The sequence below is a fragment of the Bacillus sp. NTK074B genome, from assembly GCF_017303375.1.
Classification (GTDB): Bacteria; Bacillota; Bacilli; order Bacillales; family Bacillaceae_B; genus Rossellomorea.
On sequence record NZ_JAFKOH010000002.1, the window covers coordinates 236332 to 255122 of the forward strand.

18 protein-coding genes are annotated in these 18791 nt (G+C 42.6%); all 18 read right to left on the reverse strand.

From position 1 onward, the window contains the following. The gene (locus tag JI667_RS04510; protein ID WP_206850893.1) at positions 1-207 is read right to left on the reverse strand and encodes a YlzJ-like family protein; all 207 of its coding nucleotides are present in this window, start codon (positions 205-207) and stop codon (positions 1-3) included. Next, positions 204-938 (reverse strand): ClpP family protease, encoded by a 735-nt coding sequence (locus tag JI667_RS04515; protein ID WP_206851160.1) that lies wholly within the window; start codon positions 936-938, stop codon positions 204-206. Before JI667_RS04515 ends, JI667_RS04510 begins: the two co-directional genes overlap by 4 nt. A 144-nt stretch (positions 939-1082) precedes the next feature. Beyond that, positions 1083-2750: a ribonuclease J gene (locus JI667_RS04520; RefSeq protein WP_206850894.1), complete on the reverse strand. Its 1668-nt coding sequence runs from the start codon at positions 2748-2750 to the stop codon at positions 1083-1085. 375 nt (positions 2751-3125) lie between these two features. After that, positions 3126-3998, reverse strand: a complete 873-nt coding sequence (gene dapA, locus JI667_RS04525; protein ID WP_414635220.1) for a 4-hydroxy-tetrahydrodipicolinate synthase — start codon at positions 3996-3998, stop codon at positions 3126-3128. Positions 3999-4020: 22 nt separating this feature from the next. Next, positions 4021-5259 (reverse strand): aspartate kinase, encoded by a 1239-nt coding sequence (dapG, locus tag JI667_RS04530; protein WP_206850896.1) that lies wholly within the window; start codon positions 5257-5259, stop codon positions 4021-4023. 86 nt (positions 5260-5345) lie between these two features. Further along, positions 5346-6395 (reverse strand): aspartate-semialdehyde dehydrogenase, encoded by a 1050-nt coding sequence (gene asd / locus JI667_RS04535; RefSeq protein ID WP_211201198.1) that lies wholly within the window; start codon positions 6393-6395, stop codon positions 5346-5348. 213 nt (positions 6396-6608) lie between these two features. Then, on the reverse strand, positions 6609-7205 hold the full coding sequence (gene dpaB / locus JI667_RS04540) for a dipicolinate synthase subunit B (RefSeq protein WP_206851162.1): 597 nt from the start codon (positions 7203-7205) through the stop codon (positions 6609-6611). Then, positions 7199-8101 carry a dipicolinic acid synthetase subunit A gene (dpaA, locus tag JI667_RS04545; RefSeq protein WP_206850897.1) on the reverse strand — a complete coding sequence of 301 codons (903 nt, stop codon included), beginning with the start codon at positions 8099-8101 and terminating at the stop codon, positions 7199-7201. The genes dpaB and dpaA overlap by 7 nt, the downstream gene beginning before the upstream one ends. Before the next feature lie 174 nt (positions 8102-8275). Next, positions 8276-8509, reverse strand: a complete 234-nt coding sequence (locus JI667_RS04550; RefSeq protein ID WP_206850898.1) for a YlmC/YmxH family sporulation protein — start codon at positions 8507-8509, stop codon at positions 8276-8278. 133 nt (positions 8510-8642) lie between these two features. Next, entirely contained in the window at positions 8643-9884 is a 1242-nt protein-coding gene (locus JI667_RS04555) for a M16 family metallopeptidase (RefSeq protein WP_206850899.1), read from the reverse strand. Positions 9885-9912: 28 nt separating this feature from the next. Beyond that, a complete protein-coding gene (locus tag JI667_RS04560; protein WP_206850900.1) occupies positions 9913-10917 on the reverse strand; it encodes a polysaccharide deacetylase family protein in 1005 nt (334 codons plus the stop codon). Between the two features lie 145 nt (positions 10918-11062). Further along, positions 11063-13186 (reverse strand): polyribonucleotide nucleotidyltransferase, encoded by a 2124-nt coding sequence (gene pnp, locus JI667_RS04565; protein ID WP_206850901.1) that lies wholly within the window; start codon positions 13184-13186, stop codon positions 11063-11065. A gap of 342 nt (positions 13187-13528) precedes the next feature. Continuing rightward, positions 13529-13798, reverse strand: coding sequence for a 30S ribosomal protein S15 (gene rpsO / locus JI667_RS04570; RefSeq protein WP_034760125.1), 270 nt, complete (start codon positions 13796-13798; stop codon positions 13529-13531). A 135-nt stretch (positions 13799-13933) separates the two neighbouring features. Beyond that, positions 13934-14884 (reverse strand): bifunctional riboflavin kinase/FAD synthetase, encoded by a 951-nt coding sequence (gene ribF, locus JI667_RS04575; RefSeq protein ID WP_206850902.1) that lies wholly within the window; start codon positions 14882-14884, stop codon positions 13934-13936. An 18-nt stretch (positions 14885-14902) separates the two neighbouring features. Continuing rightward, a complete protein-coding gene (gene truB / locus JI667_RS04580; RefSeq protein ID WP_206850903.1) occupies positions 14903-15811 on the reverse strand; it encodes a tRNA pseudouridine(55) synthase TruB in 909 nt (302 codons plus the stop codon). A gap of 100 nt (positions 15812-15911) precedes the next feature. Continuing rightward, complete coding sequence (gene rbfA / locus JI667_RS04585) at positions 15912-16280, reverse strand: 30S ribosome-binding factor RbfA (RefSeq protein WP_060669663.1); 369 nt, start codon at positions 16278-16280, stop codon at positions 15912-15914. A 57-nt stretch (positions 16281-16337) separates the two neighbouring features. Then, positions 16338-16616 (reverse strand): DUF503 domain-containing protein, encoded by a 279-nt coding sequence (locus JI667_RS04590; RefSeq protein WP_206850904.1) that lies wholly within the window; start codon positions 16614-16616, stop codon positions 16338-16340. Beyond that, positions 16613-18790 carry a translation initiation factor IF-2 gene (infB, locus tag JI667_RS04595; RefSeq protein ID WP_206850905.1) on the reverse strand — a complete coding sequence of 726 codons (2178 nt, stop codon included), beginning with the start codon at positions 18788-18790 and terminating at the stop codon, positions 16613-16615. Before infB ends, JI667_RS04590 begins: the two co-directional genes overlap by 4 nt. Between the last annotated feature and the right edge of the window lies 1 nt (position 18791).

The window sequence follows — 18791 nt, forward strand, 5'->3', positions numbered from 1 at the left end:
TTAATTGTTGATAAATTCCCCTGGACATATTTGTTCATTCAAGTAATGTGCAGGATCACTGCTCATGACCCGGATGACTCGATACTTGTTTTCCACCTGTTGAACAAGGATAGGTATGCCCTGATAATCCATCATCATTTGACCGCTGAACTCACTGGCTTCTGTCGGGAATACAAGATCGTTGGGGACCACTGTATAAAGAATCATTGAACCAGCCCCTCTTGCTGATCTGACTGTTTTTTCAGATCAATCAATTCGTTGATTTTCTTGATGGCCGTACCAATTCCGCCAATACCATCTATCAATCCGTATTCCACAGCATCATCCCCCACCACATTCGTCCCTATATCCCTGGTAAGGTTACCTTTTGCAAACATGAGGTCCTTAAAATTTTCTTCTGTAATATTGCTGTGCTTTGTGACAAAGCTCACCACCCGGTCCTGCATTTTATCAAGATACTCAAATGTTTGTGGCACCCCGATGACTAAACCGGTTAATCGAACGGGATGTATCGTCATGGTGGCGGTGCTTGCAATGTAAGAGAAGTCACATGACACAGCAATCGGTACCCCGATGCTATGCCCTCCTCCAAGAACTACGGAGACTGTCGGTTTGGTTAGTGAAGCAATCATTTCTGAAATGGCTAATCCTGCTTCTACATCTCCCCCGACTGTATTCAAAATGACAACAAGTCCTTCAATTTTAGGATTTTGTTCAATTGCCACGAGCTGTGGAATGACATGTTCATACTTGGTCGTTTTATTTTGGGGCGGAAGCTGCATATGTCCTTCGATCTGTCCTACAATCGTCAGACAATGGATATTAGAGTCTTGAGAAAGCTGGGGAACATTGGTTTGACCTAACTGCTGTATCTTTTCCATTAACCCGGAAGGCTTGTCTTTTTGATCATCTTGTCCTTTATTCGGCTCGTCCTGCATACGTTCACGATTCTGTTCCATGAAAACACTCCTTTTTATTCCCATTCTCTTGTTATTATTTTAAAGTGAGAGTGTTTTCATACTTCATTCTTTCGCTGCAAATAAATATGAGACCATTTGTTCGTAAACAAATGGCCTCATACTTTATACTTCCATGATAATCGGTAAGATCATCGGTCTTCTTCTTGTTTTATTGAATAAGAAATAATTTAGTTGATCCCTGATATCCTGCTTGATGGTTGTCCATTCGAAGGAACCCTTTTGCAAATAGGAATGAACCACATCGGTCACGATGCCCCCTGCACCTTCGATCAATTCCTCGGACTCCCTTACATATACAAATCCCCGGGAGATGATTTCAGGTCCAGCGACAATTGATTTGGACCTTCTGTTGATGGTGACGACGACGGTAAAAACTCCATCTTCCGACAATAATTTACGATCACGAAGGACAATGTTCCCCACGTCTCCAACACCGCTGCCATCAATCAAAACATTCCCAGCCTGTACACGGCCGCTCATTCTCATCTTGCCGTCCTTGTATTGAAGAACATCTCCCTTATCCATAATAAAGATCTGCTTATACGGAAGCCCGGTATCATGTGCAAGCTGAGTATGTGCGACTAGCATCTTGTATTCACCCTGGATGGGAATAAAGTATTTAGGTTTCATGATATTCAACATGAACTTCAAATCTTCCTGACTCCCATGACCTGAAACATGAACCTTTTTATTGGCGGTCAATACATTTGCCCCGGCTCTATAAAGCATGTCGATCGTCCTGCCGACGATCACTTCCATGCCCGGAGAAGGTGAGGCCGTAATGAGGACCGTGTCTCCTTCTTCGATGTTTACCAGACGGTGGGAACGCTTGGACATTCTCTGAAGTGCCTCAAACGGTTCTCCTTGAGTCCCTGTCGCGATGATGAGGACTTCATCTTTGGGGTAATCACCAATTTCATCTATACCGATGATCATTTCATCCCTAACATGAAGATACCCCAGTTTCAAAGCTACATCATACACTCTTTTCAAACTTTTTCCGACTACCGCCACTTTGCGGTTATTCTGCTCTGCAGCATCAAATAGCTGCTGAAGCCGAATTAAATTCGAGGCGAAGCATGCCACAATGACCCTCCCTGATGCTTTCCGCAAGGCATTGGTAATATGCTGCTCTATGACTGCTTCAGATGTTGTAAACCCCGGTCTTTCTGCTTCTTTACTGTCAGATAACAGACAAAGGACGCCCTTCTCACCAATTTGCGCCATCTTGCCTAAATCCGGACGGTACAGGTGTTTGGCCGATTGATCAAATTTAAATTCGCCAGTATGAACGATGACTCCTTCAGAAGTATGTATGCAAACACCTACTGAATCCGGGATACTATGTGTGGTCTTAAAGAAAGTGACATTCACTCCATCAAAGGTAAGATAGCTATCTGAGTGAACCGTATAGAATTTCACATCTTCCCTGACATTTTCGTCCTTCAAACGTGCTTTTATAAGTGCATTGGTCAAGCGTGTGCCGTAAACAGGCGCTTTGATCTTACTTAATACATAGCCAATCGCACCGATGCTGTCCTCATGTCCATGGGTCAAGAAGATTCCTTTTACCCGATCTTTATTTTCAATCAGATACTGGATGTCCGGGATGACGATATCGATTCCAAGCATTTCATTTTCGGGAAACATGAGTCCTGCGTCAATCACGAATATTTCATGATCCACTTCTACCACATACATGTTCTTACCCATTTCTCCTACTCCCCCGAGGGGTATTACCTTAATACTTTCATTCTTTGTCTTACTCACTTTTATGTCCTCCTATGCTGTTCCTTCCCCGATCTTCAATCAGTTATATCCATTATACTTGATACCATTTTGGGAGTACAACCAATTTTATCCTCCCTCATCAAGATTAGGAAAAAGACCGCAATCATTTCTACTAGTTACTATTTCGATACCGCAGGAGCAAATCCTTCTTCTTTGGAGTAATTATATCTCTTTCAAGTGAAATGACAGGATCGTCTTTATTTAATGATGCCCTCGTCGATCTTTATTGCTTATTGATAGACGAGCAGTGGTTGAATTCCGTTCCAGTAAGCTCGTTTTCCTGGGGGCGTGAAACGCCAAAAGACTGCGAAGGTCATCGCTTCGCAGTCTCAAGGGTTTGGCAGGAGGTTGATATTATGATATTCTTTCGATGAGTTGGGACAGTTTTGCTCTTTCCACTTCTGTGAGCGGGATGAGTGGCAGGCGCACCGAGCCGACGTCAAGGCCCTTCATCTGCAGTGCAGTTTTGACCGGGGTCGGGTTCGGGCTCGTGAACAGTCCTTTCATGATCGGAAGGAGCCTTTGATGGAGCTGTGCTGCATGTGTAAGGTTTCCAGTTAAAAAGGCCGAGATCATCTCCTGCATTTCATTTCCGACGACATGGGATGCCACTGACACGATTCCCGTCCCCCCGATGGATAATACCGGCAACGTGAGTCCGTCATCTCCACTATATAACATAAAGTCGTCAGACGTATGCGAAATGATTTCAGTCATACTATCCAAATCGCCACTTGCTTCTTTTACGGCAACGATGTTCTCCACCTTTGAGAGCCGTATAACTGTTTCAGGCGCTACATTGACGCTTGATCTTCCGGGAATATTATACAGCATGACGGGTAGGTCAGTTGATTCTGCAATCACCCGAAAATGTTGAAACATCCCTTCCTGGCTGGGCTTATTATAATACGGGGCCACCAGCATGATGGCATCCACACCTGCTTCTGCAGCCTTTTTCGTAAGCTCGATCGAAGCATGAGTGTTATTGCTTCCCGTCCCAGCAATGACAGGGATTCTTCCATCCACTACTTTCACGACATGTCGGAATAGGGCAACCTTTTCCTCTTTCGTTAAAGTAGGAGACTCTCCAGTGGTACCGGCTACTACTAATGAATCCGAACCATTGTCGATCAGGTACTGAATTAATTGCGTCGTTTTAGTGAAATCAATATTTCCTTTACGGTCAAATGGCGTAACCATAGCCGTAGAAACGCGGCCAAAATTCAATCTAGTCACTCTCCTTGTAAGTTTATCCCACTCTGAATGTAGCATTTCTCTCTTGTAATTGAAACGTATCATGAAGTGCGTTAATGGCTAGTATCAAGTCCATTTCTTTCACCAGTACCCATATGGTCGTATGACTATCGGCTGACTGTAAAATGCGGATCCCTTCATCGGAAAGGGATGAAACAATGGCAGAGGTGACACCCGGGACACCCATCATTCCCGCTCCCACGACTGAAATCTTCGCACACTCCGATTCTACGATGGGGTTATGTCCTAACTTTCTTAATGCCTTGATCGCATCATCGGCTACTGAAGATCCCACGGTATAGACAACACCTCTGGGAGAGATGTTAATAAAGTCAACACTTATTCCCTCTTTGGCCATCGCCTTGAAAACTTGAGCTTGCAGATCGTATTCATCTTCCTTGGCGAATACTTTAATTTGGGTGAGGTTGGATACATGGGCGATCCCTGTGACGGGATGACTTCTAAACTCTTTATGTGCCTTTGTATTTTCCAGAGTCGTCACAAGAGTGCCTTCACCATTTGAGTAAGTTGAACGAATCCGAATCGGAACATTCGAATTCATGGCAATCTCAACCGCCCTCGGATGGATCACCTTGGCCCCCTGGTACGCCATATTGCATACTTCATTATACGAAACAACAGTGATGGGTCTTGCCTTTGTTGAAATACGTGGATCGGCAGTCATGACTCCTTCCACATCTGTAAAAATATCAATGTAGTCCGCTTTTAGAGCGACCCCCAGTGCCGAGGCGGAGGTATCGCTCCCCCCCCTGCCGATGGTTGTAACATCCCCATCTTTTGTTGCTCCCTGAAATCCTGCAACAACCACAGCATCATGATGCTCCAGTTCTTTTACCAATCGGCTGCATTTCATCTCGATAATCTTTGCATTGTTAAAATCATTATTCGTCCGGAACCCGGCTTGAGCACCTGTCAGGGCAGTGGACCGGATTCCATGCTCCAGTAGCATATTAGAAAATACCAGGCTCGATATGATTTCCCCACAGGACAAAAGAAGATCCTGCTCACGCTTACTGATGGAGGTGTTCCTGCCACCGATTAAGGATAATAAGGAATCTGTTGCGTACGGTTCACCTTTTCTCCCCATTGCAGAAACGACTACCACCACTTTATAACCTTTATCAATCGCTTGTTTCGTATGAGCAATTGCCTTCAGGCGACTTGCTTCGTCACGTACCGAAGTTCCACCAAATTTCTGAACGATCACTTTCATGACTACACCTCATTGTCATATGTTCAAGAGGTATCTAGAAAACGGGTAGTGGATTTATACAAATACTCAGCTGGAATGATCCCTCTTCATTGCTTAATTAGATCAAGCTTGATTAAACTTTCTGCGATTTGAACTGAATTCCAAGCCGCTCCCTTCAGTAAGTTGTCAGACACAACCCACATGTGGAAGCCTTTGTCTTCATCCAGATCTTTACGAACCCTCCCTACAAACACATCCGGTTTTCCAACAGCATGTGCAGGCATAGGATAAATTTGATCTTCAGGGCTGTCTTCCAAGGTCACCCCTGGTGCTTTTTGAAGAAGGGAGTGGATATCTTTCACTGAAACAGAATCCTTCTCAATCTCAATATATACACTTTCGGAGTGACCTGTTACAACTGGTAATCTGACACATGTGGCAGATACCTTTAACGAAGGCATATGCATGATCTTTTTCGTTTCATTAATCATTTTCATTTCTTCAAAAGTAAAGCCGTTGTCTTGAAATTTATCAATTTGAGGAATGGCATTATAAGCAATTTGATAATGTTTTTTGTCCCCTTTGACAGGTAACACCCCAGGCTCAAATGATTCACCGGATAAAATCGCCTGTGATTGGGCGTGAAGTTCATCAATCGCAACAGCACCTGCGCCAGACACGGCTTGATAAGTAGAAACGATCACTTTCTGTAAACCATATTGCTTGCGGATTGGCTCGAGTGCCGCAACCATTTGAATCGTTGAACAGTTAGGATTCGCAATGATTCCCTTGTGCTCCTTAATATCCTCTTCATTCACTTCCGGGACAACGAGTGGAACGTCCGAATCCATTCGGTAAGCACTCGTGTTGTCGACAACAACTGCCCCGCGTTTTACGGCTTCAGGAGCAAGAAGTTTGGATACACTTCCACCTGCACTAAATAATGCGATATCGACACCTTCGAAGCTTTCAGGCTTCGCTTCTTCAACCGTCCATTCTTTTCCTTTAAACATAACAGTAGATCCAGCAGAACGTGCTGATGATAATAAGGTCAATTGCTGTATCGGAAAATTCCTTTTTTCTAATGTTTGAAGCATTTGCTGTCCTACGGCCCCGGTGGCACCGACAACAGCTACATGTAATCCCGTTGTATTCAAAATCTTCTCTCCTTCCAACCATTCAGTATTTTCATAGTATAATAGGTAAATGAATTTAGTCTATTACTATAATAAAGAATATTTTAACATAAACAATTATTCGACAATAGGAATTTTTCATTTATCCGTCCGGGTTCTTTCATATAGCACCATTCTTATACATGCATGAAAAGAAGGCCATCATATAAGGATAATGAGATGACCTTCTTCATATTAATCCAAATATCTTTCAATGATGACGGGTTGAAGCTGCCTTCCTTCCATCGCTGCTTCTATTGTTTCCTGGATCAGTGTCATCCTGGCCACCATTGATTTCGGCTTAGCAACAGGCGCATCCTGCCCAAATGGAATGAAATAAATGTCTTTAGTCGATATTAACCGCATTAAGTTTATACCATTTAATCCAAGAGCATCATTTGTGGAAATACCGAGCACTACAGGTCGATGATTACGAATCGTTGCTTTAGCAGCCATCAATACAGGAGAATCAGTCATAGCATTGGCAAATTTACTCATTGAATTTCCGGTTAATGGGGCAATTACCATGCAATCCAGCGGTATCTTAGGCCCAAGTGGTTCTGCCTTGACGATTGAATCAATCACTTTATGACCTGTAACATCTTCGATCCGCTTGATCCAATCTTCTCCTTTACCGAATCTTGTTTCAGTATTCATAACGGTCGATGTCACAATCGGCATGACTTCCGCTCCATTATTCACTAATCGCTCGATTTCTGGGAATACTGCATCATACGTACAGTGAGATCCTGTCAAACCAAACCCGATACGTTTTCCTTTCACACTCATGATGAACTCTCCTTTCCTGAATCAAAATCATTCTCTAATAATTGACAAAGGACATTCGCCAGAATCTGCCCTGCCGTTTTCGGTGCTACAATTCCGGGGAGCCCCGGTGCTAATAGTGCTTTTATACCACGCTTCTCTGCATAACGAAAATCCGTACCACCAGGCTTTGAAGCAAGATCGATGATTAACGTATGCGCCGGCATCTTCGCAATGACTCCAGCTTTCACGATATGCACTGGAATCGTATTTATACAAATGTCACAATTCTCAACCTCTTTTTCCAGATTATCCAAGTAAAACGGCACTAATCCCATTTCTGTCACCCTGGCCAGATGTTCACTTTTACGTACCCCGACCTTCACTCTACCACCTAAATGATGAAACGTCCTAGCTACACTCATACCGACTCTCCCGAGACCTAATATGATGATGTCAGATCCATGTATAGTAAAGTCTGTATGTTGAATAGCCATCATAATCGTACCCTCTACTGTAGGAATAGAATTATAAATGGCAACGTCGTCCCTTTCAAATAACTGAACAAGTTTACGGTTCGTTGAAGTCATGATTTTATCCAAGTATGAATTACTAATTCCTGAATAGATCGTACAGTGCTCTGGCGTCTCAGCTACAATTTCCTCTGTTAACATGATTTTCTCATTGGAAAAAATCGTATCTATTTCTCCTTGAAGATTCGTGCCTGGTACAGGTAAAATGATGGCATCAATCAACGAAAAATCCACTTCATCAAGTTTCTCCTTCGAAGCCCCTGTAAAGGCATGATCTAGTTGTTCAAAACCTACGAGCGATATTTTGGCATCCAACTCTGTAAGCTTCCGAATAATCTCAAGTTGACGAGCATCTCCGCCTAGAACTGCGATCTGCATTCCAGTCAGCATCACTGATTTCACCTACTTTTAACATAATCGCTATTCTAAATCCCTTTTCACTTCAACAGTGTATGTTGCACCTGACCGATGGGTGAGTAGAAATGGGGCGTAGGAAAGTTTTGAAAAAATAAGCATAAAAAAAAACGGGTTTATACCCGTTTATATACAATCTCACTGTTTTAGTTACTCTTCCGATACTTCCAAAATGATCATATCTGCCCCTATCGTCCTAATTTGATGCCAGGGCACCCTGATTTCTCCACTTTGTTTTCTAAGCCACTTTCCTGTTGGTATGATGAGGGCATTGATACTGCCTGACTTATCATTGAACTCCAGATCAGTTTGACCAAGAATGCCTAAACGTTCCGCTTTCTTATAATCAACGATTTCTTTCCCGCTTAATTCGCTTAGCCTCATTATCGTATCCCTCCAAAAAAATGCTCTATAGTACAATGTATACACTGTCCACTATTTTAGAAGCAAAAAGTTTTCTACTCATTTGGAGTGGATTGGCATGTAAAAAAGCAGACCAATTGGGTCTGCTTTTCGATTAATGATTCATATTTTTTGGCAGAACGCCTTCAGGGCTGATAAGTGCCGAAGCATACTCATTTGTAAAGATGTCCAAGGCCAGCCTATTCACTTTATCCATTGTCACACCATCAATTTCTTCGACGATTTCATCGAGGGTCCGGTGACGTTTCAATAGTAATTCATTTTTACCATTTCTGCTCATGCGGCTATTGGTACTTTCAAGACTCAACATCAGGTTTCCTTTTAATTGCTCTTTGCTATTGAGTAATTCTTTAGAGGTGATTCCCTCTGCTTTCAGTGTTTCGAGTGTGCTGTTTATTGTATCAAACAATTGATCCAACTGGTTTGCCCCCGTGCCTCCGTAAATGGTTACCATGCCACTGTCCTCGTATGCGGAGTGGTATGAAAACACCGAGTAAGCAAGTCCTCTCTGTTCTCGAACCTCCTGGAACAGACGTGATGACATACTGCCGCCCAATACGTTATTTAACACTATCAAATTGTATATGTCAGGATGACCAATTTTAAGACCATCGAAACCTAAGCATAAATGTGCCTGTTCCGTGTCTTTCTTACGGGCGAGCTTATTGTTGTGAAAATCAGGTTTCAGACGATCTTCCGGGCCTTTACCACCTTCATAGGAACCGAATAGCTTTTCGATTTCCTTGATGAATGTTTCGTCGACATTGCCTGCAACAGAGACGACTACCTGGTCAGGAGTATACATATCATGCATGTACTCTTTTAACTTAGCCTGATTGAATGAGTTCAAAGTGTCTTCTGTACCAAGGATCGGATACCCCAGTGGATGCTCTTCATAGATGGCTTTACTTAGTAAGTCGTGAACGATATCGTCTGGAGTATCTTCATACATTTTGATTTCTTCGTATACTACATTTTTTTCCTTGGTCAGTTCTTCTTCAACATAAGTTGAATTAAAAAACATATCTGAAAGTGTATGTAATGCATAGTCGGCATGGTTATCCAACACTTTTGCATAATAACAGGTATACTCCTTTGAAGTGAATGCATTGACCTGTCCGCCGATACTGTCGAATGACTCTGCTATTTCGCGTGCAGTTTTCGTCTTCGTACCTTTAAAGAACATATGCTCCAGAAAATGTGAAATTCCGTTGTTTTGTTCTGTTTCATTTCGAGAGCCGGTACCAATCCAAACTCCAATTGCTACGGAGCGAACGTGTGGAATTTCTTCCAGCACGATTCGCAGTCCATTTTGGCATGTATATTTCTTAATCAAGAAAGTTCCTCCTATTCATGATGCAAAATTACTGCTTCTTCTTACTATTTCCCTGTTGTGACGAATTATCTGCATCATCTACGATTCTCTCTTCTTTTACTAAACTTGAGATCGTACCGAGCCGTAAATCTCTCTCTTTTATTTGAAGGATCAACGAATTTAAGGAATTTGCAGTGGAAGCTGTCGGATGCATGAGCACAATCGCCCCGTTGTGCATCTTTCCCATTACGCGTTCAATCAGTACATTCGGCTGTGGCTTTTGCCAATCAATCGTGTCCACACTCCACATGATCGTCCTCATCTGCATGTCATCTGCCATGTTCACAACCTCATCCCGGTAGCTGCCGCTTGGAGGAGCAAACCATTTTACTTTTTCACCCGTAGTCACTTCAATCATTTCGTTCGTCTTTTTTAATTCCTCTCGTACCTTGGCGGTTTCTAATGTCTTCATATCTGGATGGGAGTAGGAGTGGTTACCCACCTCATGACCCGCATCCACAATCATCTTCGCCAGGTCCGGGTTGTTCTTCACCCATCTCCCCTCTAGAAAGAACGTAGCATATACCTGATGTTTTTTCAAAGTTGCAAGCATATCGGGAATGTATTCATTGCCCCAAGCTACATTGATAATAAAGGACACCATAGGCTTATCAGGATTTCCGCGATAAACTGGTGAAGCGGGTAAATCAGGTAAATGTTTTTCAGGTGGTATTTGCTTGTACACCAGTTTATCTTCATCAAACGATTTTTCTTTTTTCATATTTTGCAGGGATGCCTCTACATCTACCTTTAATCCATTATATCCTGGTGTAGCTTTCCAAACCGTATCGATTACAGCATCCTGGGCTGGGATATCTCTCGATTTCGCTTCCTCTTTTATCATTCGGGTCAAGTCATCAGTCCCACTTTCCCCATTCACGACTACTGCTTCTTGTTTTAACCCAGTCACATATTGGTCTGTTAAAGGGTTTTCTACAACTACTAAAGTCAGAATAGCAATTAGACTAATTCCAATCAAGTGTTTTTTTTCCATCCCTGTCCACCTTCCTTCTCCTACAAACATATGTAGGAAAAGAATAGGGTAGAACATCCGGCTATAATGCCCATTAACAGATAAAAAAAGCCGTCCCGGAGGAGAGAAATTGCTCCTTACAGGACAGCCTGCCATTCATTAAACATCAATTTTGGTTTTGTTCTTCTTTTTCTCGTTGTTCCTTAAGAACAGCTTTTCTGGATAAGTTAACTCTTCCCTGATTATCGATATCGAGTACCTTCACAAGGATTTCATCCCCGATCGCCACTACATCTTCCACCTTGCGAATACGTTCTTCTGCAAGCTCAGAAATGTGGACTAGACCATCTTTACCACTGAAGATTTCTACAAATGCACCGAATTTCTCAATTCGCTTCACTTTCCCAAGATACATTTGTCCAGGTTCCACTTCTCTGACGATATCTTCAATCGTTTTCTTAGCCACTTTGTTCATTTCTTCATCCGTTGAAGAAATGAAGATTGTGCCATCCTGCTCAATATCGATCTTGACACCTGTTTCATCAATGATTTTATTGATTTGTTTACCGCTTGGTCCGATAACATCTCTGATCTTATCAGGGTTGATGTGCATCGTCAGGATCTTAGGTGCATATTGTGAAAGACTTGTTCTTGATTCTCCGATGGTAGCCAGCATGCTTTCAAGAATCTGTATTCTTCCTTTTTTCGCTTGTTGAAGGGCTTCTTCAAGGATCTCACGTGAAAGACCATCAATCTTGATATCCATTTGAAGAGCGGTTACTCCTTTAGATGTACCTGCTACCTTAAAGTCCATATCACCAAGGTGATCTTCCATTCCTTGAATATCCGTTAAGATAGAATAGTTTTTACCGGATTTAATCAGACCCATGGCAATTCCGGCTACAGGAGCCTTGATCGGAACACCGGCATCCATCATCGCTAACGTACTTGCACAAATACTTGCTTGAGAAGTCGAACCGTTTGATTCAAGTACTTCCGAAACAAGACGGATTGTATAAGGGAAATCTTTTTCATTTGGAATGATTGGATCCAGGGCTTTTTCTCCCAATGCCCCGTGTCCGATTTCACGACGGCCAGGTCCTCTGATCGGCCCTGTTTCCCCAACACTGAATTGAGGGAAATTGTAGTGGTGCATGAATCGTTTTGATTCTTCTATTCCTAACCCATCAAGAACCTGCACATCGCCTAAAGCCCCAAGCGTACAAATACTTAGCGCTTGAGTTTGTCCACGAGTAAATAATCCTGAACCGTGTGTTCTTGGCAATAAACCGACTTCTGAAGAGAGTGGACGGATTTCATCTACTTTACGACCATCAGGACGGACTTTATCTTCCGTAATCAAACGGCGGACTTCATTTTTTACAAGTTTGTCCAATACCTTTTTCACTTGCTTCAAGGTAGCTTCGTCAGCTTCCTTCTCCTCTTCATATACAGCCATCACTTTATTCTTAACCGCTTTGATGGCTTCTTCGCGAGCATGCTTTTCCTGGACTTGAATCGCAGGGATCAGTTCGCTTTCACATAATGAACGAACTTCAACTTCAACATCTTGATCAAGTTCAACAAGTTGAATTTCTGATTTCTCTTTACCGACTTTAGCAACGATTTCCTCTTGGAAGGTAACTAAACGCTTAATTTCTTCATGACCAAACATGATTGCTTCAAGCATTGTTTCTTCCGGAACCTCATCTGCCCCCGCTTCTACCATGTTGATGGCATCTTTCGTACCGGCAACAGATAAATGAATCTCACTCTTCTCTAATTCCTCTACTGAAGGGTTGATGATGAATTTCCCATCAACAAGACCCACGATCACTCCGGCAATCGGACCTTCGAATGGGATATCAGATACAGAAAGCGCTAATGATGAACCAAACATTGCTGCCATTTCAGAAGAACAGTTTTGGTCTACACTCATCACAATGCTGATTACTTGAACTTCATTACGGAATCCATCTGCGAATAATGGTCGGATAGGACGGTCAATCAAGCGACTGGCAAGGATTGCTTTTTCACTTGGGCGACCTTCACGTTTAATGAATCCTCCAGGGATTTTACCCACTGCATATAATCTTTCTTCATAGTTAACCGTTAATGGAAAGAAATCCAAAGGTTTTGGCTCTTTCGAAGCTGTAGCACTGCTTAATACTGCCGTATCACCATAGCGTACCATTACCGCTCCATTCGCTTGTTTGGCAAATTGGCCAACTTCGACCGTTAATTCTCTTCCGGCCCAATCAATGGAAAAGGTTTGTTTAGTTTGTTCCATAAAGTGTACCCCTCTCTTTATATATCACTAAAGGGTTCGGCCTGTACCCAACCCGGATAAATACTAAAAATAATCTATATCATGCACATGTGCGCTGTTATATTCATTTGAATGAAACCTTACTGACTATGTAAATACAGGATGCTGTACCATAGTGGATGACTGGACCGTTCGTTGGCCAATCGAGTACTCTATGTACATATTATGTATTTTAGACAAAAACGATCAAATTGAATACTGTAAATAAAGAAAATGTATAAAAAGAAGTGGAGGATCATACAAAGATTTCCACTTATGAAAGCTAAAGAAAAAGCGGGACATAATCCCGCTTCCTTTGTCTGTTTATCGACGTAAACCTAATTTGTTAATTAACTCACGGTAGCGTTGTACATCTTTCTTACGTAAGTAAGATAATAGATTACGACGGTGACCTACCATTTTAAGAAGACCGCGACGAGAGTGGTGATCTTTCTTGTGAACGCGTAAGTGATCGTTCAAATTGTTAATTTCTTCAGTTAGGACAGCAATTTGAACTTCTGGAGATCCAGTATCGTTCTCATGTACTTTGTATTCACTGATAAGTTCGTTTTTACGCTCTTTAGTGATAGCCATCCTTTTCACCTCCTAATAATTTCTTTCAAATCCCCTGTTACTGAGCAACCGTTGGTGAATCGTGATGCCAAGCAAAGGTTCATTTCATACGCTATTTAGAATACTACTCTTTTATATAAAAATCAAGTGTAATCGTTAAAATTTCGTAAAGTAGTCTATCGCCCGGTCCTTATCTTTCTGGATTTGAGAGATTAATTCATCGATTCCGGAAAACTTCTGTTCGTCCCTGATTCTATCATACCACTCAATGAACACTTCTTCTCCGTAAATGGACGTATGAAAATCGAAGAGATGAACTTCAATGGAGAGGGAATAGTCATCAGGATTCTTGAACGTTGGTTTATACCCGATGTTGCACACACCGTTGAACCATTTATCGTGAATTTTCATTCTGACAGCATATACCCCTACCTTTGGGGTCAGATAATTATCAGAAAGCTCGATATTGGCAGTAGGAAAGCCTATTTTCCTGCCCCTCTTATCTCCATGTATGACGGTCCCCTTCATTGTAAATGGTCTGCCAAGGAGCTTCTGCACCCTATAAACGTCTCCCTCTTTTAGACTTTCCCTAATTAAGGTAGAGCTTACTTTCAAATCCAGATCATCATCTGTCAATTTAGAAATGGTCGTGGAAGTGAATTTATCCCGTGAGTGAAATGGGAGAGTTTCCATCGTTCCTTTCCCTAATCTTCCATAGGAATAATCATATCCTGCTACTACATGCCTTACGTTAAGTCCGATAATATATTGATCGACAAAGTCCTGTGGAATCAAGCTTGCAAATTCTGACGTAAAGCGGACAATAAATAAATAATCCACGCCGTGTTCTTTTATGATTTCTTTCTTATCCTCAAGGGGAGTTATGTAGTGTATATGCTTGTGTTTATGCCCCAATACTACGGAAGGATGGGGGTCAAATGTCATCACAGCGCTACAGATGTTCAAACCCTTCGCTGTATCTACGGCTTCTCTGACCACCCTTTGATGACCTTTATGCACTCCATCGAAATATCCCAAAGCGAGCACCAGAGGCGGAAAATCATTCTTACTAATTGAATGCGGATGATGTACAGTTATTACTTTCAAAGTATTTCACCTTTTTCACTAGTCGTTGAAAAGCACTTTGACAGGCTTGATGATCCCAGGCTTGTCCGGATGCCGCTGATAGATGGCAATGGCCTTACCTTGATACTCCATCACTGCCTCGGGGCCTTCTGGCCAATCCTCAGGCTCTTCTAAGCGTGCTCCATTCTTCACTTTCTCTGCTAATGTATCACTAATTGCCATTTTCGGCAAATGAGAGAGCCCCAATTCCAGTGGAAGAAGAAGGTCTTTAGAACGTTCAATCAGAACGAACTCTTGTATCTCTTCGAAAGTGAAACAATCTTCTTTTCTAAAACTTGCCGATTGCGTCCGAGTAAGGGCGGACATATGAGCAGGATATCCGAGTCTATTCCCGATTTCAACAGCAAGGGTCCTGACATACGTTCCTTTACCACAAACGACTTCAAAAGAGAACGACAGAGCATCACGGTCCAACACCTCCCAATCCTCCAATAATCGAAGCTCATGAATCTGTACCTTCCGTGAGGGTCTTTCCACCTCTATCCCCTGTCTTGCATACTCATACAAACGCTTTCCGTTCACTTTGACTGCTGAAAACATGGGTGGTATCTGGGTGATCTCTCCGGTCATACTTTGAAGGATTTCCTCAACTTCCGTTCTAGTTATCACCCGGTCTACTTTCTTTTCTTCGACCTTCTCTCCCCAAGCATCTTCGGTTGTAGTGGAAAATCCAATCGAGACCTCCCCTTCATAGGTCTTTCCCGATGCGGTAATATACTCCGCTATCTTGGTTGCTCTTCCGACACAAATGGGCAGAACCCCTGAAACTTCAGGGTCCAAAGTACCTGTATGGCCAACTTTTTTCGTTCTGAGAAGCTTTCTCAGCTTGAAGACACAATCATGGGACGTCATTCCTCGTGGCTTCCATAAGGGCAGGATTCCATTCATCTGTATTACCTCCAGTATGTATTGTAGGGTGTTACCTTAAGGAAAACATAAAGGGCTGATCCACGGGAATTGTACTTCCGTCCGGATCAGCCCTGTCATATTACTCTTCTGTATCTTTAGACTCTTCTGGTTCATCTTGAACTTTTCTTAATAAAGATTCAATATGATTACCATAATCAATCGACTCATCAAACTCAAAAATAATTTCAGGTGTTTTACGCAGGCGGATTCTCTGTCCCACTTCAGAACGGATGAAACCTTTTGCCTTTGCAAGACCTTTAAGAGTGTTCTCTCTTTGGTCTTCCCCACCCAGAACGGTAATATACACCTTTGCCTGTTGTAAATCCCCGGATACTTGTACATCCGTAACCGTTACAAAGCCAATGCGTGGATCCTTTATTTTTCGTCCGATAATATCGCTGAGCTCTTTCTTCATTTGCTCGCTAACACGATTCGCACGATGGCTCATCAATATCACCTCTTATATATATGTCGTTAATGGTTATACGTTGAAATAAGGCGTTCCTTATAGTGACTCGATTTGGGTCTCCAGTCGTTCCCACTCAGGAAAAGAATCCATGAATTTCAATGCATGTTCAATCTCTCTTTCACTCGCTCCTTTGGAGGAAGCGACAGTGACGATGGCAATCCTTGTACGCTGCCATACATCCTGATGTCCGATTTCAGAAACCGATACATTGAATTTTTGTTTAAGACGTGACATGACCCTTTGCAGGACAGCCCGCTTCTCTTTTAATGAGTGAGAGCCATAAATCATGCACTCACATTCAACATATGTGATCATTTACGTGTAATTTCCTCCATGATGAAGGCTTCGATGACGTCGCCTTCCTTCACATCATTGAAGTTCTTGATTGTAATACCACATTCGTAACCTTTGGCTACGTCCTTCGCATCATCCTTAAAGCGCTTGAGGGCATCGAGTTCACCTTCAAAGATAACGATTCCGTCGCGGATGAGACGTACTCCGCTATTACGTGAAATCTTACCTTCTGTTACATAGCTTCCCGCAATTGTACCAACTTTAGACACTTTAAATGTTTGACGGACTTCTGCCTGACCAATGATCTTTTCTTCAAACTCTGGGTCAAGCATCCCTTGCATTGCCGACTCGATCTCTTCCATTACCTTATAGATAATACGGTGTAATCGAATTTCTACGCCCTCTGCTTCGGCAGTACGTTTGGCATTGACGTCAGGTCGCACATTAAAGCCGATTACAATGGCATTCGAAGCAGACGCCAGTGTAATGTCCGATTCATTGATCGCCCCTACACCAGTATGGATGATGCGAATATTAACACCTTCCACTTCAATCTTCATTAATGAAGCTGCCAAGGCTTCAACGGAACCTTGAACGTCCGCTTTAAGCACAAGGTTGAGGTCCTTCATCTCTCCCTGTTTCATTTGCTCGAACAGGTTCTCAAGACTTACCTTGGATTTTTCTCCACGCTGGGCTTGAAGCGCCTGGGAGGCGCGAGCTTCACCAACGGAACGCGCTGTTTTCTCATCTTCGAATACGACGAAGCGATCCCCTGCTTGTGGAACATCATTCAATCCCGTGATTTCTACTGGAGCAGATGGGCCAGCTTCTTTCACACGGCGACCAAGGTCATTGACCATAGCACGGACACGTCCGAAAGTATTACCTACTACAATTGGATCCCCTACTTTTAACGTTCCGTTTTGAACGAGTAAAGTAGCAACAGAGCCACGGCCTTTATCCAATTGAGCTTCAATAACTGTTCCTTGTGCAAGACGATTCGGATTCGCTTTTAGCTCTTCCACTTCACTTACAAGAACGATCATTTCAAGTAAATTATCGATTCCTTCGCCAGACAGTGCAGATAGTGGAACGAAGATTGTGTCCCCACCCCAAGCTTCAGGAACCAACTCATACTCTGTGAGCTCCTGCATTACACGATCTGGATTGGCAGCTTCTTTATCCATCTTATTAACAGCTATGATGATCGGTACTTCTGCTGCTTTGGCATGATTGATTGCTTCGACCGTTTGAGGCATGACACCGTCATCAGCCGCTACTACAATGATCGCAATATCCGTGACTTTGGCACCACGTGCACGCATCGTTGTGAAGGCAGCATGCCCCGGAGTATCAAGGAACGTGATTTTCTTTCCGTCCAATTCCACTTGGTAAGCACCGATATGCTGGGTGATCCCGCCAGCTTCCCCTGCTGTCACCTTAGTGTTACGGATGGAATCAAGAAGCGTTGTTTTACCGTGATCGACGTGACCCATGATGGTTACGACAGATGGACGTTCTTCTGATTGCTCTTTTGTATCTTCAGTAAAATATACTTCAAGATCGGTAGCGTCTACCTTAATCTCTTCTTCCACTTCGACTCCGTATTCCCCTGCAATCAATTCAATCGAATCTTTATCCAGTTCCTGATTAATGGTTGCCATGACACCAAGCATGAACAGTTTTTTTATGATTTCAGATGGTTCTTTATGAAGCTTTTTGGCAAGTTCTGAAACCGTCAGTGATTCTGAGAAAGTGATCTTTGATGGAAGCTCTTTTTTCTTGGCAGGCGTTTGCTGTTGAGGAGCCTGTTTGAAATTTTTATTCTGCTTATTTTGTTTGTTGTTTCTGTTTTTGTTGTTGCTATTATTGTTATTATTGAAGACCTTCTTCTCCTTTGATTGGTTCTGTTGCTCGTGTTTTTTTCCTTCACGGCTTTTCGGTGCTGTCTTTACTTTCTCCTTTTTCGGAGCTTCTTCTGACTTGGATGCACTTGATTTAGATTCGTTCGTGGCTTTATTCCCCTGCCCTTTTGAATCACCTTTGTACATTGCATCTAATTTTGTTACTGCGTCGTCTTCTATAGTTGCCATATGGTTTGATACCTCAATATTAAGTTGCTTTAATTTTTCGATTACATCTTTACTTGAAACATTATATTTTTTTGCATATTCATATACACGCGTCTTGCTCATA